15 protein-coding genes are annotated in these 17918 nt (G+C 47.0%); 13 read left to right on the top strand and 2 right to left on the bottom strand.

The genetic code is table 11. The annotated features are described in order from the left end of the window. The first annotated feature begins 46 nt into the window (after positions 1-46). Positions 47-1186 (top strand): non-hydrolyzing UDP-N-acetylglucosamine 2-epimerase, encoded by a 1140-nt coding sequence (gene wecB / locus G4O42_RS17180; protein WP_032876121.1) that lies wholly within the window; start codon positions 47-49, stop codon positions 1184-1186. Between the two features lie 31 nt (positions 1187-1217). On the opposite strand, the gene tagU is transcribed toward wecB, so the two are convergent. After that, positions 1218-2135 (bottom strand): polyisoprenyl-teichoic acid--peptidoglycan teichoic acid transferase TagU, encoded by a 918-nt coding sequence (tagU, locus tag G4O42_RS17175; protein ID WP_003151369.1) that lies wholly within the window; start codon positions 2133-2135, stop codon positions 1218-1220. Positions 2136-2315: 180 nt separating this feature from the next. Here tagU and G4O42_RS17170 point away from each other — a divergent pair, with 180 nt between their 5' ends. The 12 genes from G4O42_RS17170 to G4O42_RS17115 all read left to right on the top strand — a co-directional run bounded on the left by G4O42_RS17170 (position 2316) and on the right by G4O42_RS17115 (position 16636). Continuing rightward, entirely contained in the window at positions 2316-2633 is a 318-nt protein-coding gene (locus tag G4O42_RS17170; RefSeq protein ID WP_032876125.1) for a hypothetical protein, read from the top strand. Between the two features lie 32 nt (positions 2634-2665). Beyond that, positions 2666-4786, top strand: a complete 2121-nt coding sequence (locus G4O42_RS17165) for a SpoIID/LytB domain-containing protein (protein WP_032876128.1) — start codon at positions 2666-2668, stop codon at positions 4784-4786. Between the two features lie 21 nt (positions 4787-4807). After that, positions 4808-6298, top strand: a complete 1491-nt coding sequence (locus tag G4O42_RS17160; protein WP_015418344.1) for an N-acetylmuramoyl-L-alanine amidase — start codon at positions 4808-4810, stop codon at positions 6296-6298. A 216-nt stretch (positions 6299-6514) separates the two neighbouring features. Then, positions 6515-7174: an exopolysaccharide biosynthesis polyprenyl glycosylphosphotransferase gene (locus G4O42_RS17155; RefSeq protein WP_032876131.1), complete on the top strand. Its 660-nt coding sequence runs from the start codon at positions 6515-6517 to the stop codon at positions 7172-7174. A gap of 36 nt (positions 7175-7210) precedes the next feature. Next, positions 7211-8659, top strand: a complete 1449-nt coding sequence (gene tuaB / locus G4O42_RS17150; protein ID WP_032876134.1) for a teichuronic acid biosynthesis protein TuaB — start codon at positions 7211-7213, stop codon at positions 8657-8659. Further along, positions 8656-9852 carry a teichuronic acid biosynthesis protein TuaC gene (gene tuaC / locus G4O42_RS17145; protein WP_032876138.1) on the top strand — a complete coding sequence of 399 codons (1197 nt, stop codon included), beginning with the start codon at positions 8656-8658 and terminating at the stop codon, positions 9850-9852. The genes tuaB and tuaC overlap by 4 nt, the downstream gene beginning before the upstream one ends. A gap of 4 nt (positions 9853-9856) precedes the next feature. Next, a complete protein-coding gene (gene tuaD, locus G4O42_RS17140) occupies positions 9857-11197 on the top strand; it encodes a UDP-glucose 6-dehydrogenase TuaD (protein ID WP_032876141.1) in 1341 nt (446 codons plus the stop codon). Positions 11198-11264: 67 nt separating this feature from the next. After that, on the top strand, positions 11265-12752 hold the full coding sequence (gene tuaE / locus G4O42_RS17135; protein ID WP_032876144.1) for a teichuronic acid biosynthesis protein TuaE: 1488 nt from the start codon (positions 11265-11267) through the stop codon (positions 12750-12752). Then, the gene (gene tuaF / locus G4O42_RS17130) at positions 12749-13429 is read left to right on the top strand and encodes a teichuronic acid biosynthesis protein TuaF (protein ID WP_032876147.1); all 681 of its coding nucleotides are present in this window, start codon (positions 12749-12751) and stop codon (positions 13427-13429) included. Before tuaE ends, tuaF begins: the two co-directional genes overlap by 4 nt. Positions 13430-13452: 23 nt before the next feature. Beyond that, complete coding sequence (gene tuaG / locus G4O42_RS17125) at positions 13453-14211, top strand: teichuronic acid biosynthesis protein TuaG (protein WP_032876151.1); 759 nt, start codon at positions 13453-13455, stop codon at positions 14209-14211. Positions 14212-14230: 19 nt separating this feature from the next. Then, positions 14231-15427 carry a teichuronic acid biosynthesis protein TuaH gene (tuaH, locus tag G4O42_RS17120; protein ID WP_032876154.1) on the top strand — a complete coding sequence of 399 codons (1197 nt, stop codon included), beginning with the start codon at positions 14231-14233 and terminating at the stop codon, positions 15425-15427. A gap of 132 nt (positions 15428-15559) precedes the next feature. Then, positions 15560-16636, top strand: coding sequence for a glycosyltransferase family 4 protein (locus tag G4O42_RS17115; protein WP_003151382.1), 1077 nt, complete (start codon positions 15560-15562; stop codon positions 16634-16636). A gap of 98 nt (positions 16637-16734) precedes the next feature. Here G4O42_RS17115 and G4O42_RS17110 read toward each other — a convergent pair whose 3' ends face one another. Then, a complete protein-coding gene (locus G4O42_RS17110; RefSeq protein WP_032876157.1) occupies positions 16735-17916 on the bottom strand; it encodes an LCP family protein in 1182 nt (393 codons plus the stop codon). Between the last annotated feature and the right edge of the window lie 2 nt (positions 17917-17918).

Genomic DNA, 17918 nt, shown 5'->3' with positions numbered 1-17918 from the left:
AACATGAAGGGATATCCGACATATAAAACGAGGTGCAGACAAACCGTTGAAAAAACTAAAAGTAATGACCGTATTCGGTACAAGACCTGAAGCAATTAAAATGGCTCCGCTCGTATTAGAGCTTGAGAAATATCAGGAAATTGATTCGCTGGTGACTGTAACCGCACAGCACAGACAGATGCTGGATCAAGTGCTTGAAGCATTCAGCATTACGCCTGATTTTGATTTGAATATTATGAAAGAGCGTCAAACGCTTTCAGAAATTACATCTCATGCTTTGCTGAAACTGGACAAGCTGTTCCAAGAAGTAAAACCAGATATCGTGTTGGTCCACGGAGATACGACGACAACGTTCGCCGGAAGCCTTGCCGCCTTTTATCATCAAATCGCTGTCGGCCATGTGGAAGCCGGTCTGCGTACGCAAAATAAATACTCTCCTTTCCCCGAGGAAATCAACCGGCAGATGACGGGCGTGATCGCTGATGTGAATTTTGCGCCGACAAGCCAGGCTGAACAGAATCTGCTTGCTGAAAATAAAAAGCCGGATTCTATATTTGTCACGGGAAATACGGCGATAGACGCGCTTCAAACGACAGTGCGGGAAGACTATTCTCATCCGATTTTTGACAAGCTGGACGGAAGCAGGATGATTCTTTTGACAGCGCACAGACGTGAAAATTTAGGCAGGCCGATGGAACAGATGTTTAAGGCCGTCAGAAGAGTCGTTGAGGAGTTTGAGGACGTACAAGTCGTTTATCCCGTTCATTTGAATCCCGCAGTTCGTGAGGCCGCAGAAGCCCATTTCGCTGATTCGGACAGGGTGCATTTAATAGAACCTCTGGAGGTCGTGGATTTCCATAACTTCGCTGCGAAAGCAAATTTCATTTTGACCGACTCGGGCGGAGTGCAGGAGGAAGCGCCTTCTCTCGGAAAGCCGGTCTTGGTGCTTCGGGACACAACCGAGCGCCCCGAAGGAGTGAAAGCCGGGACATTAAAGCTGGCGGGTACAGATGAAGAAACGGTGTATCAGCTGACAAAACAGCTCTTAACCGATCAGACTGAATATGAACGGATGTCAAAGGCGTCAAACCCTTATGGTGACGGATCGGCTTCAAAACGGATTGTGGAAGAACTGCTTTATCGGTACGGCTATAGAAAAACCCGTCCGCAGCCTTTTACAGAATAAAAAAACTCTGCATCATATGCAGAGTTTTTTATTATTTCAGGCTTTCTTTTAATTCTTTTTTGACTGAAGCGAGGCTTGCTTCATCTAATTTGTAATAATAGATATTGTTGATTCTCGTTCCCGTTCCCTTCAGTTCATGCTGAGTGACTTTGCTGCGGGCGTTTTTATAGTCAGTCATAACCGTCCACATATCATCGAATGACATGTTTGTTTTCATGTTGTTTTCAATGACCTTAAACATATCTCCGAATTTTGTGACAGACGAGATGTTTGCCCCTTTAGAAATAATCCCTTCAATCACTTGGCGCTGGCGCTGCTGCCTGCCGAAATCCCCCCGGGGATCTTCTTTTCTCATACGCGTGTAGGCAAGCGCTTCTTCGCCGTTCAGGCTGATGTTCCCCGTTCCGAAAGAGTGCCCGTCGTAGTTGAAGGCAAACGTGCTGTTCACCGTAATCCCGCCGAGTGTATCCACGGTATCTTTGAAGCTCTCCATGTTTACTTTCACAAAATAATCTACCGGCACGTCAAGCAGGTCCTCGACGGTATCCGCGGCCATCTGCGTTCCGCCGAAAGCATAGGAGTGGTTGATTTTATCCATCGTACCTTTGCCGGAGATTTTCGTATACGTATCACGCGGAATGCTGACCATTTCTGTTGTATTCGTTTTAGGATTGACGGTCATATAAATCATCGTATCCGCGCGCCCTTTGTCATTTTTCCGCTCATCGACGCCCATGATTAAAACAGAAATCGGATCCTTCTTTCCGAGATCTATATCCGTGTCACGTTTGTCCGATTTTTTCAAGTCTTCCTGAATGCTTGCCACCGTTGAAGCCGCTTTGTGCCACAAGTAGTAGACGTAGCCTCCTGATGATAAAACTAACAGCCCGATGATTGTTACGATTGTCAGAAGAACTTTTTTCTTCTTTCTTTTTCGTTCAGCTCTCATTTGTCATCACCTTTTCTATTAACTTTCCTGATGCAATTTACTAATCTTTATAAACCCAGTCATATTTTTACTTATAACCATGTAATAGACGAAATTCTTAAAAAAAGGTTACAAAAAGACCTTAAAATTACCTTAAAAAAAAGTTAGTATAAGACGATACATAAAGATGAGGTGAAAAAAATGAAAAAAACTATTGCAGCTTCGTTCTTAATACTGCTTTTTTCTGTTGTGTTGGCAGCGTGCGGAACGGCGGATCAATCAAAGAAGGGAAGCGGTTCTGCGGAGAACCAGGCTCAAAAAGAAACGGCATATTATGTCGGTATGGCGGATACGCACACAATTGAAGTAAAAGTGGATGATCAGCCCGTCAGCTTTGAGTTTTCTGATGACTTCTCTGATGTTCTGAATAAATTCAGCGAAAATGACAAAGTCAGCATCACTTATTTCACAAATGATAAAGGCCAAAAAGAGATCAAGGAAATCGAGAAAGCAAAATAATACACCATGATCAGCAAAAGGCGGGATAAAAATTGAAGAAAACAATATGGGCTGTCTGTTTTTCTGTGATATTCAGCCTGGCTTTATTACCGGAAAGCACTTTTGCGGCCAGTTCTGATATTTCAGTAAAACTGACGAATTATATTGGTAATAAATCGACTCTGAATATCGAACCTTCAGGAACTTATAAACTGACGGGAAGCGATGTCTCCTCCGTTGTCAGATTAGGAGGCGCATCCAAATATGATACGGCTAACACTGCGACATCTAAGTATTGGAAAAATCCGTCCAACGTGGTCGTCGTTAATACGGACGCTTATTTTGCGGATACGCTTTCCGTCATTCCTTTAGCGAATAAACTGAAAGCGCCTGTTCTGCTGACTGAAGCGAAAAAACTGAGCAGCAGCACAGAAGCGCAAATCAAGAAATTCAATCCGGATAATATTTTAATCATCGGCGGGACGAACAGTATTTCGTCAGCCGCGGAAAAGACATTGAAGAAATACGGCCGCACGAAACGGATCAGCGGAAAAAACAGATATGATCTGTCCAAAAATATTGCGGCCGAAATGGGCAGCTATGACCAAGCGGTCGTAGTAACGGGGGATGTTTATACGGATGCGCTGGCAATCGCGCCTTATGCTGCGCAAAACGGCTATCCGATTCTCCTGACGAAAAAAGACTCCCTCCCGAGCTACAATCTGCCTAAAAAAGTAATCATCATGGGAGGCACTTCAAGCGTCAGCAAAGATGTGGAGAATCAAATTAAAAAGAAGGCCTCGGTCACCAAAAGAATTACCGGATCAAATAGATATCAAATATCAGCAAACGCAGTCACTTCGCTTGGCATGGATGCAAGCAAAACGGTGGCTGCCAACGGGACTAAATTAGCGGACATCGTTGTCGGATCAAATATTGCCGCCGCAAATCACATGCCGCTTGTATACATCAAAAAAAGTGAAACACCCGCAGACGAGGCCAGCCTTTTTAAAACGAAAGGCACCTATTCTTATACATTAATAGGCAGCGCGAATTCAATTGCCGATTCAGTTAAGGCTGCTTACGCAAAAGAGTTTTATCTCGTAAATGGAAAGACGTACCGTATTGAAACGTCCGGCGGCAAATTAGGTGTTGCAGGCATTAACAGCGGAAAAACGTCTTTCAAGGCGGTTCCAGAAAAATATTCAACAGCAAACACAATCAGCATTGACGGGAAGCCATATTTGGGGAATATGAGTTTCACTGCGGAATCCGGCAAATATGTAAGACCTGTTAATGAAAACATTCCTTTTGAGGACTATCTGAAAGGTGTCCTGCCGAATGAAATGCCGGGAAGCTGGCCGACAGAAGCGCTGAAAGCCCAGGCTGTTGCCGCCCGCACCTACTCTATCGGCAAGATGGGACAAACAGTCGCGGATACAACGGCCTTTCAGGTTTACGGTGGATACAGCTGGTATCCAAACGCAACCGCAGCCGTTAACGGAACAAAAGGGAAAGTGCTCACTTATTCCGGCAGATTGATAGATGCCACTTACTCATCAAGCAATGGCGGTTACATGGAAGCCGGCGATGAAGTGTGGGGATCGAAAGTGCCGTATTTAGTAGCTAAAAAGGATACAAAAGATCCGGAAATCAGCTGGTCTTTAACATTGCAGAAGCAGCAGCTGCCAACGGGTCTGGATATGAAAAATCCCGCATCCTGGTGGTCTAAAACAAACGAAGCAAATGCCGCGCAGCTCAACGGAATAAAAAATTGGCTGATGAAAAATAAAGAAACCAATGCAAGTTCCATAAAAATTGCAAGCATCTCTGATCTCTCGCTCACCGGAAAAACAAAAGGCCAGCGCGCGGAAGACGCCGCGGTGAAGGTCACGTACCATGTGAATGACAAGTCGAAGGGCTATGTCATGAACAAGACTGCATCTGTTGAGGTGAAAGCGTCTGAACTCAGAACGATGATCGGAGCTTCATCTTTTAAAAGCACATACGCCAGTGCGTCCGGTAATTCTTCGCAAATCACGATATCAGGAAAGGGATACGGTCACGGCGTAGGAATGAGTCAATACGGAGCAAAAGAAAGAGCGGAGGCCGGAGAGCCGTATACTTCTATTCTTGCGTTCTATTATCCTAATACAGCACTTACAAACTACTAAACTTCTGTGGAGGAGATCGGATTGAAATTCATCATAAAATGTCTCCCCGTCTTTATTCTCGGGGTCATTCTATTTGTCCCTTCCGCTTTGGCTGACAACACGGTTAAAAGGATCGGCGGAAGCACCCGGTATGATACGGCTGTACTGGCGGCAAAACAATCATGGGGTGAAGCGAAAACGGTCATTATCACCGGCGGAACTTCATATGCCGATGCAATTGCCGCTGCGCCGCTTGCATATCAAAAAAATGCGCCGCTGCTGTTTACAAATAAAGATCAGCTGTCTGCGGGCACAAAAAAGGGATTAATTGATTTAAAAACGAAAAATGTGATTATCGTTGGCGGCACACCTGCCGTTTCGAAAAATACCGCAAATCAAATTGCTAAATTAGGCATCAGTGTCAAACGGTTATCAGGGAGCACGAGATATGCCACAGCCGCAAAAGTGGCGGGTGAAATGACAAGATCTTCTACAGCCCTTGTGGTCAACGGGTTTGTTGATGCAGATGGAATGGCTGCGATTTCTTATGCGTCCGCTAAAAAATATCCGATTTTATTTACTAATGATTCGACATTAAATGGTTCTACGTCCAATGCGATTAAAAGCTTGGGGATTAAAAACACGATTGTCATCGGCGGGACAAGCAGCATCAGCAGCTCACTTTATAATAAGCTGCCGAACCCTTCAAGAATCAGCGGTAAAAACCGCTATAACCTGTCTGTGAATCTTGCAAAAAAGACAGGCTTAAGCACAGGCTATACGTTTGTTACCAATGGTTTTAAAGAGGCGGATACCATCGTCGGAGGCGTGCTGAGCGCCAAACAGGGGAGAGTTCACCTGCTGACGAATGGAGACAGTCTGTCAAAAGACGTCCGGACGTATATCGGAAGTAAAAACATCACCAGCTTCACCGTCATAGGAAGTGCTTCATCTTTAAGCAACAATGCCGCGTCGCAGCTTAAAAATCCGGTTGTCGGCAAAACGGTCTTTATTGATCCGGGGCATGGCTATCAGGATTCAGGTGCAACCGGAAACGGCTTGCTTGAGAAAAATGTAAACCTTGATATCGCTACGCGTCTTAACAATCAATTATACGGTGCGGGCGCGCTTACTGTAATGTCAAGAAAGGGCGACACCTTTGACTCGCTTGAGGAGAGAGTGAACAAAGGGGCGAAGGCGAACGCCGATATTTTCATCAGCGTCCATGCAAATGCGAATGATAACAGCAGTGCAAACGGTACGGAGACGTATTATGATAAAACGTACCAATCCGCAAACAGTCTGAGGCTTGCCCAAAATATTCAGCCGAGAATGGTTTCTGCTCTCGGCACGCGTGACCGCAGTGTGAAAACTGCCGGATTTTACGTCATTAAGTATTCTAAAATGCCGAGTGTCTTGTTAGAAACCGGTTTTGTCACAAGCCCAATTGATGCCAATATTTTAAAACAATCAACGAAAAAGGACAGACTCGCGGCGGGGATCACCCAAGGCGTTTCCTCCTATTTCAGATAATATTTTTCATGGAAACAGACCGGTTCATACCGGTCTGTTTTTTATTTTTCATTATGCTTTGTCTCAAATATGGATATGAATAGATTTACAATAAAAAAACAATAATCGAAACATTCTAATAAACATTAACGCTTCCTTTACTTCCAATTAACATCCATCTGCTAAACTCACGGCATAGGTCATCAAACATCCCAACAAATCGTGAGGTGTGTGTCAGTGGGAGCAGAGAAAAGCATGAATGTAAATAATAACTATGCAGTGCGGCAGGGGACTTCCGCTGCCGTTACGGAAAGAACGGCCCGTTATTTGGCTTTTAAGCGATTCATGGACATTGTGTTTGCGCTTGCGGGGCTCTTGGCGGCACTCCCGATGATGGGCCTGTTCTCCATACTGATTCGTTTGGAGTCGCCCGGCCCGGCTTTTTATAAGCAGGAGCGGGTAGGCAAAGACGGGAAGCCGTTTTATTTGTATAAGCTCCGCTCTATGAAAATAGATGCTGAAAAATCGGGGGCGGTTTGGGCGCTGAAAAAGGATCCCCGCGTGACAAAGGTCGGCGCTTTTATCAGAAGGACCCGTATTGATGAGCTGCCGCAGCTGGTAAATGTGCTTCGGGGAGAAATGAGCCTGATCGGCCCGCGTCCCGAGCGTCCCGTGTTTACGGAACAGTTTCAGGCTGAGATTCCGGGGTTTACGGAGCGGCTGGCCGTTAAGCCGGGATTAAGCGGCTGGGCACAGGTCAACGGGGGATATGACATGACACCGAGGGAAAAACTGATGTTTGACTTATATTATATCCGCAACCTGACCTTTTCATTGGAACTGAAGATTATGCTCAAAACGTGCAAAGTGATCTGGACCGGTGACGGGGCGCGATAAAAATTCTGGTCAGCAGACAAAAAAGTAGGGAAAACGATGCCTAGTATTACAAATCAAATCTTGAGCGGCGCCAAATGGACAAGTATTTCGACAGCGTGTATTACGGTCATTCAAATCGTCCAATTCGCCCTGCTCGGGCGGGTCATGTCACTGGCTGAATTCGGCCTTGTCGGCATGATCACAACGGTAGTGGTGTTTGCCCAAATTGCGCTTGATATGGGTTTTGGCGCCGCGCTCATTCAAAAAGATCATGTGACTGATAAACAGATGTCTTCCTTGTACTGGCTGAATATCATAACGGGGCTTGCGCTGTTTGCGCTGCTGTTTTTCAGCAGTCCGCTCATCGCCGATTTTTATCGGCGGGAGGAGCTTGTCTATTTAATCCGCGTGCTGGCCGTCATGTTTTTAATCGCGCCGATCGGTCAGCAATACCAGTATATGCTGCAAAAAGCGCTGGCATTTAATACGTTAAGCAAGATTGAAATCTTTTCAAATGTGCTGTCCTTCGTGTATTTGGCGGCCGCGGTTTTTTATAAGGACCCGATTCTCGCCTATGTGATTTCCCAGGTGCTGCTGCAATCGTCAAAAGGCATTCTGTACTGGATGTCCTGCAGAAAAACATGGAGACCGGCGTTCGTTTTTGATCTGAAAGGAATGAAAGGCTTCTTTTCTTTCGGGGCCTTTCAGCTGTCTTCCCGGCTTGTGAACCGGCTCGGAGCGAATATTGATATGATTCTGATCGGCAGTTTTATCGGCGCCGAGGCGCTCGGCATTTACAATCTGGCCTACCAGATTGTCACGCTTCCGGTTTTAAAAATTAATCCGATCATTACGAGAGTCGCGTTTCCCGTCTTTGCGAAAAACAAGCATGAAAACAGCGTTATCAGAGAAGGATTTCTTAATATGACCAAAATACTCGCGCTGATATCCTTTCCGCTTTTGCTCGGTTTGGTTTCAGTGTCGGATGCATTCGTGGCTTCGGTATTCGGAGAAAAATGGCTATCGGCTGTCCCGGTTTTAAACGTTCTCGCCATCGTCGGGATTTTAAGGGTCCTGATGAATCCGAACGGATCTGTGCTGCTCGCAAAAGGGCGGGCCGATCTGGCGTTTTATTGGGACGCCGGGGTGATGCTGCTGTATGGTGCATCTTTGTACGCCGCCGTGCTGTCCGGAAATCTCTTGACGGTAGCCTGGACGTACGCTTTCATCAGCATCCTGAATTTCCTGATCGGGCGCTGGCTGTTGGCATATGTCATTAAGCTGCGGCTGTCGGCTTACTTCAAAGCCGTGGCCAAACCGTTTCTGCTTACGGCGGCAATGGGTGTCATCGCTTTTACAGCCAGCTTCGGAACGGAGCGCATCAGCCTTGATGTCAAGCTGCGGCTGGTGATCTCCGTAGCCTGCGGCGCGTTGTGTTATTTATTCCTGTTAGGAAAAGCTTATCCGCATATGAAAAGTAAATTAAGAAAAGGACGTTTGCTATGAAGGTATTGTGGATGACAAGTGTATATCCGAGCAGTGAGAAGCCGGGGGAAGGCGTTTTTCATGAAACACAGGCGCAAGAACTGAGAAAGCTTGGCGCGGAGATGACCGTCATTTGTCCGCGGCCGAAACTCGCCGCGCCATTCCGGGTGCTGAAAAAGACATATCGGAAAAAGGATATCAGGCCGGCACATGAATGGCGGAAAGGCGTGTCCGTCCACCGGCCGTTTTATCAGGCGGTTCCCGGGCAGCTGAAATGGGCGCAGCCGCATAAAAGAATGGCGTCATCGGTTCTTTCCGCGATTAAAAATCAAGGCCTGAAGCCCGATCTGATTCACGCGCATTTCGCCATGCCGTCAGGCGGAGCGGCCGCCATTGTGTCAAAGGCTTTAGGCATCCCGTATGTGCTGACCTTGCATGGCAGTGATGTCAATGTCTATCCGCATTACAGCAAAAGCGCTCATCGCGCATTTACATTTGCGGTGCGGGAAGCAGCCGATATTTACGCTGTGAGCGGCAGTCTGCGGGAACAAATGAAAAAGCTCATCGAAGCGGAGTGCAGCGTGCTTCCGATCGGCATCACGCTTGACGCCTTCCGAGAAAGGAACGAGACGAAAGAAGCCGTCAGAAAACGGCTCGGCCTTCCTCCGGATAAAAAACTGATCGTGTTCATCGGCAGGCTTGTCAAAGAGAAAGGTGTTTTCGACTTATCAAAAGCCGTTCAGTCATTGGATGAAAATTATGAAGCCGTCTTTGTCGGTGACGGTCCCGCCGCATCTTCATTGCGGGAAGCCGCTCATATCGTCACGGGGCAAGTGCCGAACGACAAGGTACAGGACTATCTGCTGGCCTCGGATGTAATGGCGCTGCCGTCCTACAGCGAAGGCATGCCGACTGTGGTCATTGAGGCGCTCGCTCTGAAGGTGCCGGTGATCTGCACCGATGTCGGAGGATTGGCTTCTTTATTCGGGAAACACCGGGGGTTGCTGATCAAGCCGGGTTCACCTGAGACGCTGGCAGAATCGATTCTGCGATATGACGGAGGAGAGGCTTGGACGCCGCAAACAGCCGAGGAACTTTATCAAACCGTCCGCACGTATTTTGACGCAAGCCAAAACGCGAAAGCGCTGAAAGAGAAATACCGATCCGTAATGAACCGGGCCGGGCAAGAGGAGAACCTTTCGAAAGAGGGATGAAGCTGTGAAAAAAATCGCTGTATTAGGAACAGGGTATGTAGGTCTTGTATCTGGAACTTGTTTTGCGGAAATCGGCCATCATGTGACTTGCTGTGACATCAATGAAGCGAAAATCAGAAGCTTGCAAAATGGAGTCATCCCGATATATGAACCGGGGCTTGAGGAATTAGCCGAAAAAAATGTCAGTGCCGGGCGCTTATCCTTTACGGCCGGCATTGAGCCGGCTGTGAAAGCCGCTGATATCATCTATATCGCCGTCGGTACGCCGATGTCAAAGACGGGTGAAGCCGATCTGACCTACATTAAGGCAGCGGCGCAAACAATCGGAGAACAGCTGAACGGATACAAAATCATTGTCACCAAAAGCACTGTTCCGGTCGGGACGGGAAAGCTCGTTTATCAAATCGTCAGCGAAGCGTCAAAGGGAAAATATCCGTTTGATGTCGCGTCAAATCCTGAATTCCTCCGCGAAGGTTCGGCGGTGCGGGATACGATGCAGATGGAGCGGGCGGTTATCGGCGCCACAAGCGAACATGCCGCTTCGGTCATTGAAGAGCTTCATAAGCCGTTCCGTACGAAGATCGTAAAGACCAATCTTGAAAGCGCGGAAATGATTAAGTATGCCGCAAATGCTTTTTTAGCCGCCAAAATATCTTTTATTAATGATATCGCCAATATTTGCGAACGTGTCGGGGCGGACATTTCCCACGTGTCAGAAGGCCTCGGTCTTGACAGCCGGATCGGGAATAAATTTCTGCAGGCGGGCATCGGATTCGGCGGATCCTGCTTTCCGAAGGATACAACGGCTTTATTGCATATCGCAAACGCCGCCGGCTATCCGTTTCAAATGATGGAAGCCGTCATTGAAACCAATCAGAAGCAGCGGGTCCGTATTACGGAAAAATTGAACCGCGCCATTGGTCCCTTAAAAGGGAAAACCGTGGCCGTACTGGGGCTGGCCTTTAAACCGCACACAAATGACGTCCGCTCCGCCCCGGCTCTTGATATCATCACAAGTCTTAAAGAGCAGGGCGCTCACGTGAAAGCGTATGATCCGATCGCGATTCCCGAAGCGTCAGCGATATTAGGAGACGGCGGCATTGAATATCACACAGAGCTGTACAGTGCCATCAAAAACGCGGACGCATGCCTGATTACAACAGATTGGCCGGAAGTCAAGGAGATGGATCTTCAGAGAGTGAAGCAGCTGCTCAAACAGCCGGTCATCATTGACGGCAGAAATATGTTTCCGTTGGAGTATATGAGGGTTTTAGGATTCACTTATCATTCCGTCGGACGTCCAGCGGTTCATGCCGATCGGCAAATAAAAGAACTGGCAAGATAGAAAAAGATTTGTCTTCAGGCTCTCGGCAGCCCGGCTCGGCTGCCGGTTTTGGAAAGGGGTTTGCCATGTGAGTATCAAACGTTCAGCGGCACATGTTCTTGTGCTGCTTGCCGCTCTCATTACAGGAGGATTTATCATGCTGGAGGCGGTCAGGGCGGATGCCGGCTTCGGAAAAATCACCGTGCTGCTGCTTGCCGCCATGATCGGCATTGCCGGACTTGCTTTGCTATCCGCCTTTACAACAAACGGTCAGATGTTTATGGGGCTCATTTATATACTGATCGCGTGTACATTTTTAAACCAGGCCTTCTTTGCGGTTCATCTCGGATTTTTCAGCTTATTTATATACCGGCTGTTATTAATCGGAGCTGGCGCCCTTCACATCGCCGGCATCCTGACAAACCGTCATCATATTGACAGATGGAATCGGGTGAATGTAAAAGGGATTCTGATGTTTTTCGCCTTATGGTTTACATACGGTCTCCTATCGTTATTGTGGGCAAAATCCGTGACGTACGGGATTAAATATTTAGCTTTAATGGGAATGGGCATGTTTTTGATTTATCTTATTGTCATGTTCATTCAGCGCTTTGATCAGCTGATGGTTTTTTACGGCATATGGCTTGTGATGACCATTTTTGTGATGGCGGTCGGCTTTTACAACCATTTTACACACAACCATCTGCCGAGCTCCACGCTTTATAACGGCCCGCAGTACAAACAGCATTATCCGACGTCCGTTTTCTTTAATCAAAATGATTTCGCCACCTTTTTGTGCATCAGTTTCTTTCTGTATGCAACGGCGGTGAAAAATATGAAAAACGGCTATGTGAAGGCCGTCAGCCTGCTCTTTGCAATCAGTGCTTTGTATTTAATCATTTTGACCGGTTCGCGCGCGAGTCTGCTGGGCATATGCGCGGGGGCGGCTGTATACGTCTTCATCCTGCTGCCTTCCCTGTTGAAAAAACTCGCGCTGTACGCTGCGGGAGCGGGTGTTGCGCTGTTTGCGGTTTTATTTGCGGGCCGTATCACCAATGCCGTCTTGAATCTGTTTTCAGCTCCGCAGGCGATACCGGGACAGCAACCGCTTCCTTCCAACCTCGCGAGGGCGAATCTTTTAAAGAACGCCTTTCACTATGTGATTGATTCCTGGGGGTTCGGAGTGGGTGCCGGAAACGTCTCGTATTATTTAAAAGCTGAGCCCGTTTATGATACGGGCGGCGTAGTTGAGGTGCACAACTGGCTCGTCGAGATTATGGCGAACTTCGGCGTGCTTACGATGCTCGGTTACCTGACAGTCTATTTGTTCCTTTTTTGGACACTTTATAAATGTCATGAAAGAAAATCGGAAAATCAGTCAAGACTGATCACAGAAGGACTTATCACGGCGATGGCCGGTTTTTTGGTAAGCAGCATCAGCCCAAGCTCCGTATCAAATTTATTTTTCCACTGGGTATTTCTCTCGCTCGTGATCGCGGCGGTCAATATTCTGAGGCGTTTACAAAAGGAGCCTGCCGTCACGGCGTACTATGAAAAACAGGGAGATGCGAGATGAAGGATATGTTGACAAGAATAACCCGGCGTATCAAAAAGAATATCATTTGGATCATTGCGCTGCCCGTTGTGTTAGGGGCGGCGGGATATGTATTGCCGTCAAAAATCAGCGGAAACAGCAGTTTTACATCAGAAGCCGCGATCGCCGCGGGAAACTATGATCATCCGCTTTATAACAATACAAAAGAAATCCCGCTCCTGTTGACGAGCGATGCCTTTTTAAAGCAGGCTCTGCCTGATAAAACAGATGAAGAAAGAGCGGCCGTGAAAAGTAAACTGACTGTCGAAACACAATCAGATTCATTGATCACGGTCAGCTACAGCGGCCAAAACAAACAGGATACTGAATCGGTGTTTCAAGCCGTCATAACAACTTTTCTGAAGAATGATCAGGACCTGTTTGAAAAACGGGCAAAAGTAGTGCGGCAGAGTATTGCTGCGCTTGAAGGAGAAACCGTCAGTGCGGACGCCAAAGTGGATAAGGAACGATTTTTATACGAATTGAAAAATACGCAGCTGAACCTGAAAGCGGCCGGCATCATCAATTCAGAGCCGATGAATGAAACGGCGGGACAAGGCATGCCGCCGAAAAAGAAAGCGGTTCTGGGCGTTTTAATCGGCATTGCAGTTGCATTTATGTTCATTGTCATTCCTGAGTTTTTTAGAGAGTCCTTGTAAAAATCTGCGATGGAGATGTGACCATGACAAACTGGAAACCTTTCGTATCTGTCATTACACCGTCTTATAACGCAAGTGAATATATCGAAGACACGATCCAATCCGTTTTACATCAGAGCCACCCGCATTGGGAAATGATTATCGCGGATGATTGTTCAACGGACGGAACGAGAGATATTTTACGGCAATATGAACAAAAGGATGAGCGGATCCGCGTCGTTTATTTAGATCAAAACGGGGGAGCCGCGGCTGCCAGAAATACAGCCCTTAAACATGCCAAGGGCCGTTATGTCGCATTTCTGGACAGCGATGACAGATGGAAAAAGGAAAAGCTTCAAAAACAGCTTGCGTTTATGGCAGAGCGGTCCTGCGCTTTTTCATTTACGGGCTACAGCGTCATGGAGCAGGACGGAACGCCGACGGACAAAACGATTCAAGCTCCTGAAAGCCTGTCATATGATGAAGCTTTAAAAAACACGATTATAGGATGTTTAACGGTCATGATTGACAGAGAGCAGACGGGGCAGATTCAAATGCCTGATATCAGAACGCGGCAGGATTTAGCGACATGGCTTTCCCTGCTGAAAAGGGGATTTACGGCTTACGGCCTGAATGAGTGCCTTTCAGAATACAGGCTTGTGCAGAATTCGATTTCAAGCAACAAGTGGAAAGCCGCAAGAAAAACGTGGTTTGTTTATAGAGAAATTGAGCGCCTGCACTTTATCAAGGCTTCGTGGTGTTTTATGCAATATGCGAAAAACGCGGTCATGAAAAGACTGTAGGCGTCAGAGGAGCTGGGTGATGAAGGTGGAACCGATTATTCACGTAATCGTCGGAGCGGCGGAATGGGGACATGACCGGCTGAGATACAGACGGCACCGGCTGGCTGAATTTCTCGCCCGGCAAAAAGAAACGAAAAGCGTCATTTGGGTATGCCCGTCTCCGCGAGCCAATGATGGTCAGATGGCCGGGATCGCCGAGGGAATCCGGCAGTTCACTGTAAAGGATATCATGCAGCAAAAAGCTTTCCGCTTCGGCAGGTATACAGACATGTGCTACAGGCATAAGCTTTCACCATTGGTGAACATGCTGAAGGAAGAAGGAGAAGGGGCCCGCTGCTGCTTATGGTACACCTTCCCCGGTTTTCCGCTTCTGGCAGATATGTTTCCTTGGGATGAAGTGATTTATGATTGCAGTGATCTGTGGGCCGCTCCGATCAGCGGCCGATCCGGGGTGTTGTCAAATGTTAGAAGAAACATCATTAAACAGGCGGAAATGAGAATCATTCAGCGTGCCGATTCCATTACGTGTACATCTGACTGTCTGCACCAGGAGGTCGGAAAAAAGCTGGAGAACCCGCACCAGAAAGTGTTCACCATTGAAAACGGAGTGGAATATGACCTGTTTTCACGGGAAAATAAACAGCCGGATGAAGACATTTTACGGGGACGGAACGGAACGGTTCTCGGTTTTATCGGCGGAATCAAACCGAAGCTCGATTTTGCGCTTATGGCGGAAACGGCAGATTTGAGGCCTGACTGGACGATTTTATTGGTAGGCCCGAACACGGCTCAGGACGATCCGGATTTCAAGTCGCTTCTGGAGCGTCCGAATGTCATCTGGACGGGACCTGCCGCGCCGAATGAAGTGCCGTCCTATATGCAGCTTGTCGACATCGGCATCATGCCGTATAAAAATTCACCTTATAATGACGCGGTATTTCCGCTTAAGCTTTTTGAATTTTTAGCCGCCGGGAAACCGGTTGTCGGCTGCAATCTTTCTTCTACTTCAAAAATCAAAAGGCCTTTCGTTTATGAATACGTTGAAGGCAGTGATCCCGCAGATTTCATCGCGGCCTGCGACGCGCTTCTGGCAGCGGACCGCAGCGGGTCATATGAGGCTTTGCGCCGTGAATTGGCCCGGAGACGGGATTGGAATGTTTTATTCGGCCGAATGCTCGAATGCACAGGTATATTGAAAAATGCGCAATCCCATTAAAAGGGAAAGCGCATTTTTTGATTTGCGTGTTTCTTTTTGATGATGCTTGTTATAATAACTAGTAAGAATTATAATGGAAGGAACGGTTCAATATCAGAAAAGACTTCATATAATTCCAAAGGAGACTTCTTTATGCTTGACGAACGCATGTTTCGCATAGTTGTTGCGTTTTTTGTCTCTCTGCTAACGGTTTTAATCCTAACTCCTATCGTAAAAAAAATTGCGATCAAAATAGGTGCAGTTGACCAGCCCAGCAACCGAAAAGTACATGATAAAATAATGCCCCGTATGGGCGGCTTGGCCATCTTTATCGGCGTAGCGGCGGGTGTGCTCGCGGCCGGCATATATAATGAAACGAAAATGACCGCCATCACGGTGGGTGCGTTTATTATTGTTATTTTAGGAATCCTTGATGATAAATACCAATTAAGCGCAAAGGTAAAGTTTTTCGTCCAGCTGGCCGTGGCCATTATGATTGTGAGCACGGGACTGAAAATGGACTTTTTCTCCGTACCGTTTTTAACGGAACGTTTAGAATTGGGATGGGTCGCTTACCCGCTGACTGTGTTATGGATCGTCGGTATTACGAACGCGATGAACCTGATTGACGGTTTGGACGGACTCGCTGCCGGCCTGTCGGTCATCGGACTCTCCACTATCGCCGTTATGGCGTTGTCCGGAGGGAAAATCCTTATTCTGTCACTTTCACTTGTCGTGATAGGAAGCACACTCGGATTTTTATTTTATAATTTTCACCCGGCAAAGATATTTATGGGAGATACCGGATCGCTCTTTCTCGGATACGTCATCTCAGTACTCTCATTATTAGGTCTTTATAAAAGTGTTACTTTATTCAGTATCATCATTCCGATCATCATTTTGGGCGTGCCGATTTTTGATACGACATTCGCCGTCATCAGGCGGATTTTAAACAAACAGCCGATCTCAGCGCCTGATAAGTCACATATACACCACCGGCTGATGGCCTTCGGGCTGTCACACCGCACGGCTGTCATTATCATTTATTTAATCGGCTTCATTTTCAGCGTCAGTGCCATCCTGCTGAAAAGCGCGACCATATGGCTTTCGCTGTTTATTATTTTTGTATTGATTGTATTTATGCAAATCATAGCAGAGGTCACAGGGTTAGTAAATGAACAATTTAAACCATTTACCAAGTTTTACAAGAGATTGGTAAAGAAAAATTAAAAAGAGCAGATCATGCGAATGGTCTGCTTTTTTGTGGATTCTGCTATTCTCTTATTATATAAAAAAACCCGATCCTGCTCAAAGGATCGGGTTTACTCTTAATAGCCTGTTGTGCCGCCGGACTGTGTGCTGTCCGTACCGTTTGCACCAGCAGTACCGTTGGTTGAATCGGTTGTACCGCCTGTTCCCGTGCTGCCGGAAGTCGAATCAGTCGTACTGTCCGTTCCGGTGCTGTCAGAAGCAGGATCGGACGCCGTGCTGCTTCTGGACGGGTAATCCAGGTGTTTCTGCAATTCCTGCCGTACTTTTTCGAGATTGGTCGGATCCGGCTGGAAATAATATGTTCCGCCTGTAGACGCGGTTCCGCCGCCGCCTAAATATAGATCTGATCCTGTTATGCTCAGTGTATCAATCTTTTTGCTGGTAAAGCCGCTGTAAATCTGCTGAAGGGCAAGTCCTTCAGTGATTCGGATATTCGTTTGGACGTTATTGCTTGCTGTTTCAGCGATTTTATCGATTTTAGCAATATTTCCAGCTTTAGACATTTGGTCGATCAGTGCATTTAGGATTTGCTTTTGGCGGTCATTCCGGCCGAAGTCTCCGCGCTTATCCTGCTTTCTCATCCGCGCGTAAGCCAGAGCCTGCTCACCGTTCAAATGCATGTTTCCTTTCTTGAAGTAGATCCGTTTCTTTTTACTGACGTCACTCATTTCGTCGAAGTCAAACGGCACTTTTACATTGACTCCGCCGACTTCATCAATAACATCCTTAAAGCCGTTAAAATCGACAGTGACATACTTATCAATCGGTATGCCTAATAAGTCTTCGACGGTTGAGACGGTTTCATCCGCCCCGCCCTTAGCAAAAGCCGCATTGATTTTTGATTTTTTACCGGTTGTATCGCCGGCAAGCGTCACCCGCGTATCACGCGGAATACTCAGCATTTTCATTGTTTTATTTCTCGGATCAAGGGTAACGACAATAAGAGAGTCTGATCGTCCGCCTTTTCCGCTTGTGGCATAATTTTCGATCCCCATAAACAAAATGGAGAACGGTTTTTTCTTCATATCGATGACTTTATCCCGAAGTTTTGATTTGTCTCCGCGGGAAAGGGCATCATATGCATTATCTGCCGCATTGATCGTTTTGTATACTTTGTATCCGCCAAACCCGGCAGCGACTAACAAAACGAGGGTAAGCAGCAGCAAAATCCGTTTGAATATGATCTTTCGTTTGCTTTTCTTTTTCTTTCGAACACGCACTCTTACACGTTCAGCCATTA

This window comes from Bacillus sp. LUNF1 (assembly GCF_011008975.1).
Lineage (GTDB): Bacteria > Bacillota > Bacilli > Bacillales > Bacillaceae > Bacillus > Bacillus velezensis.
This window is presented reverse-complemented; position numbering and strand designations above follow the sequence as displayed.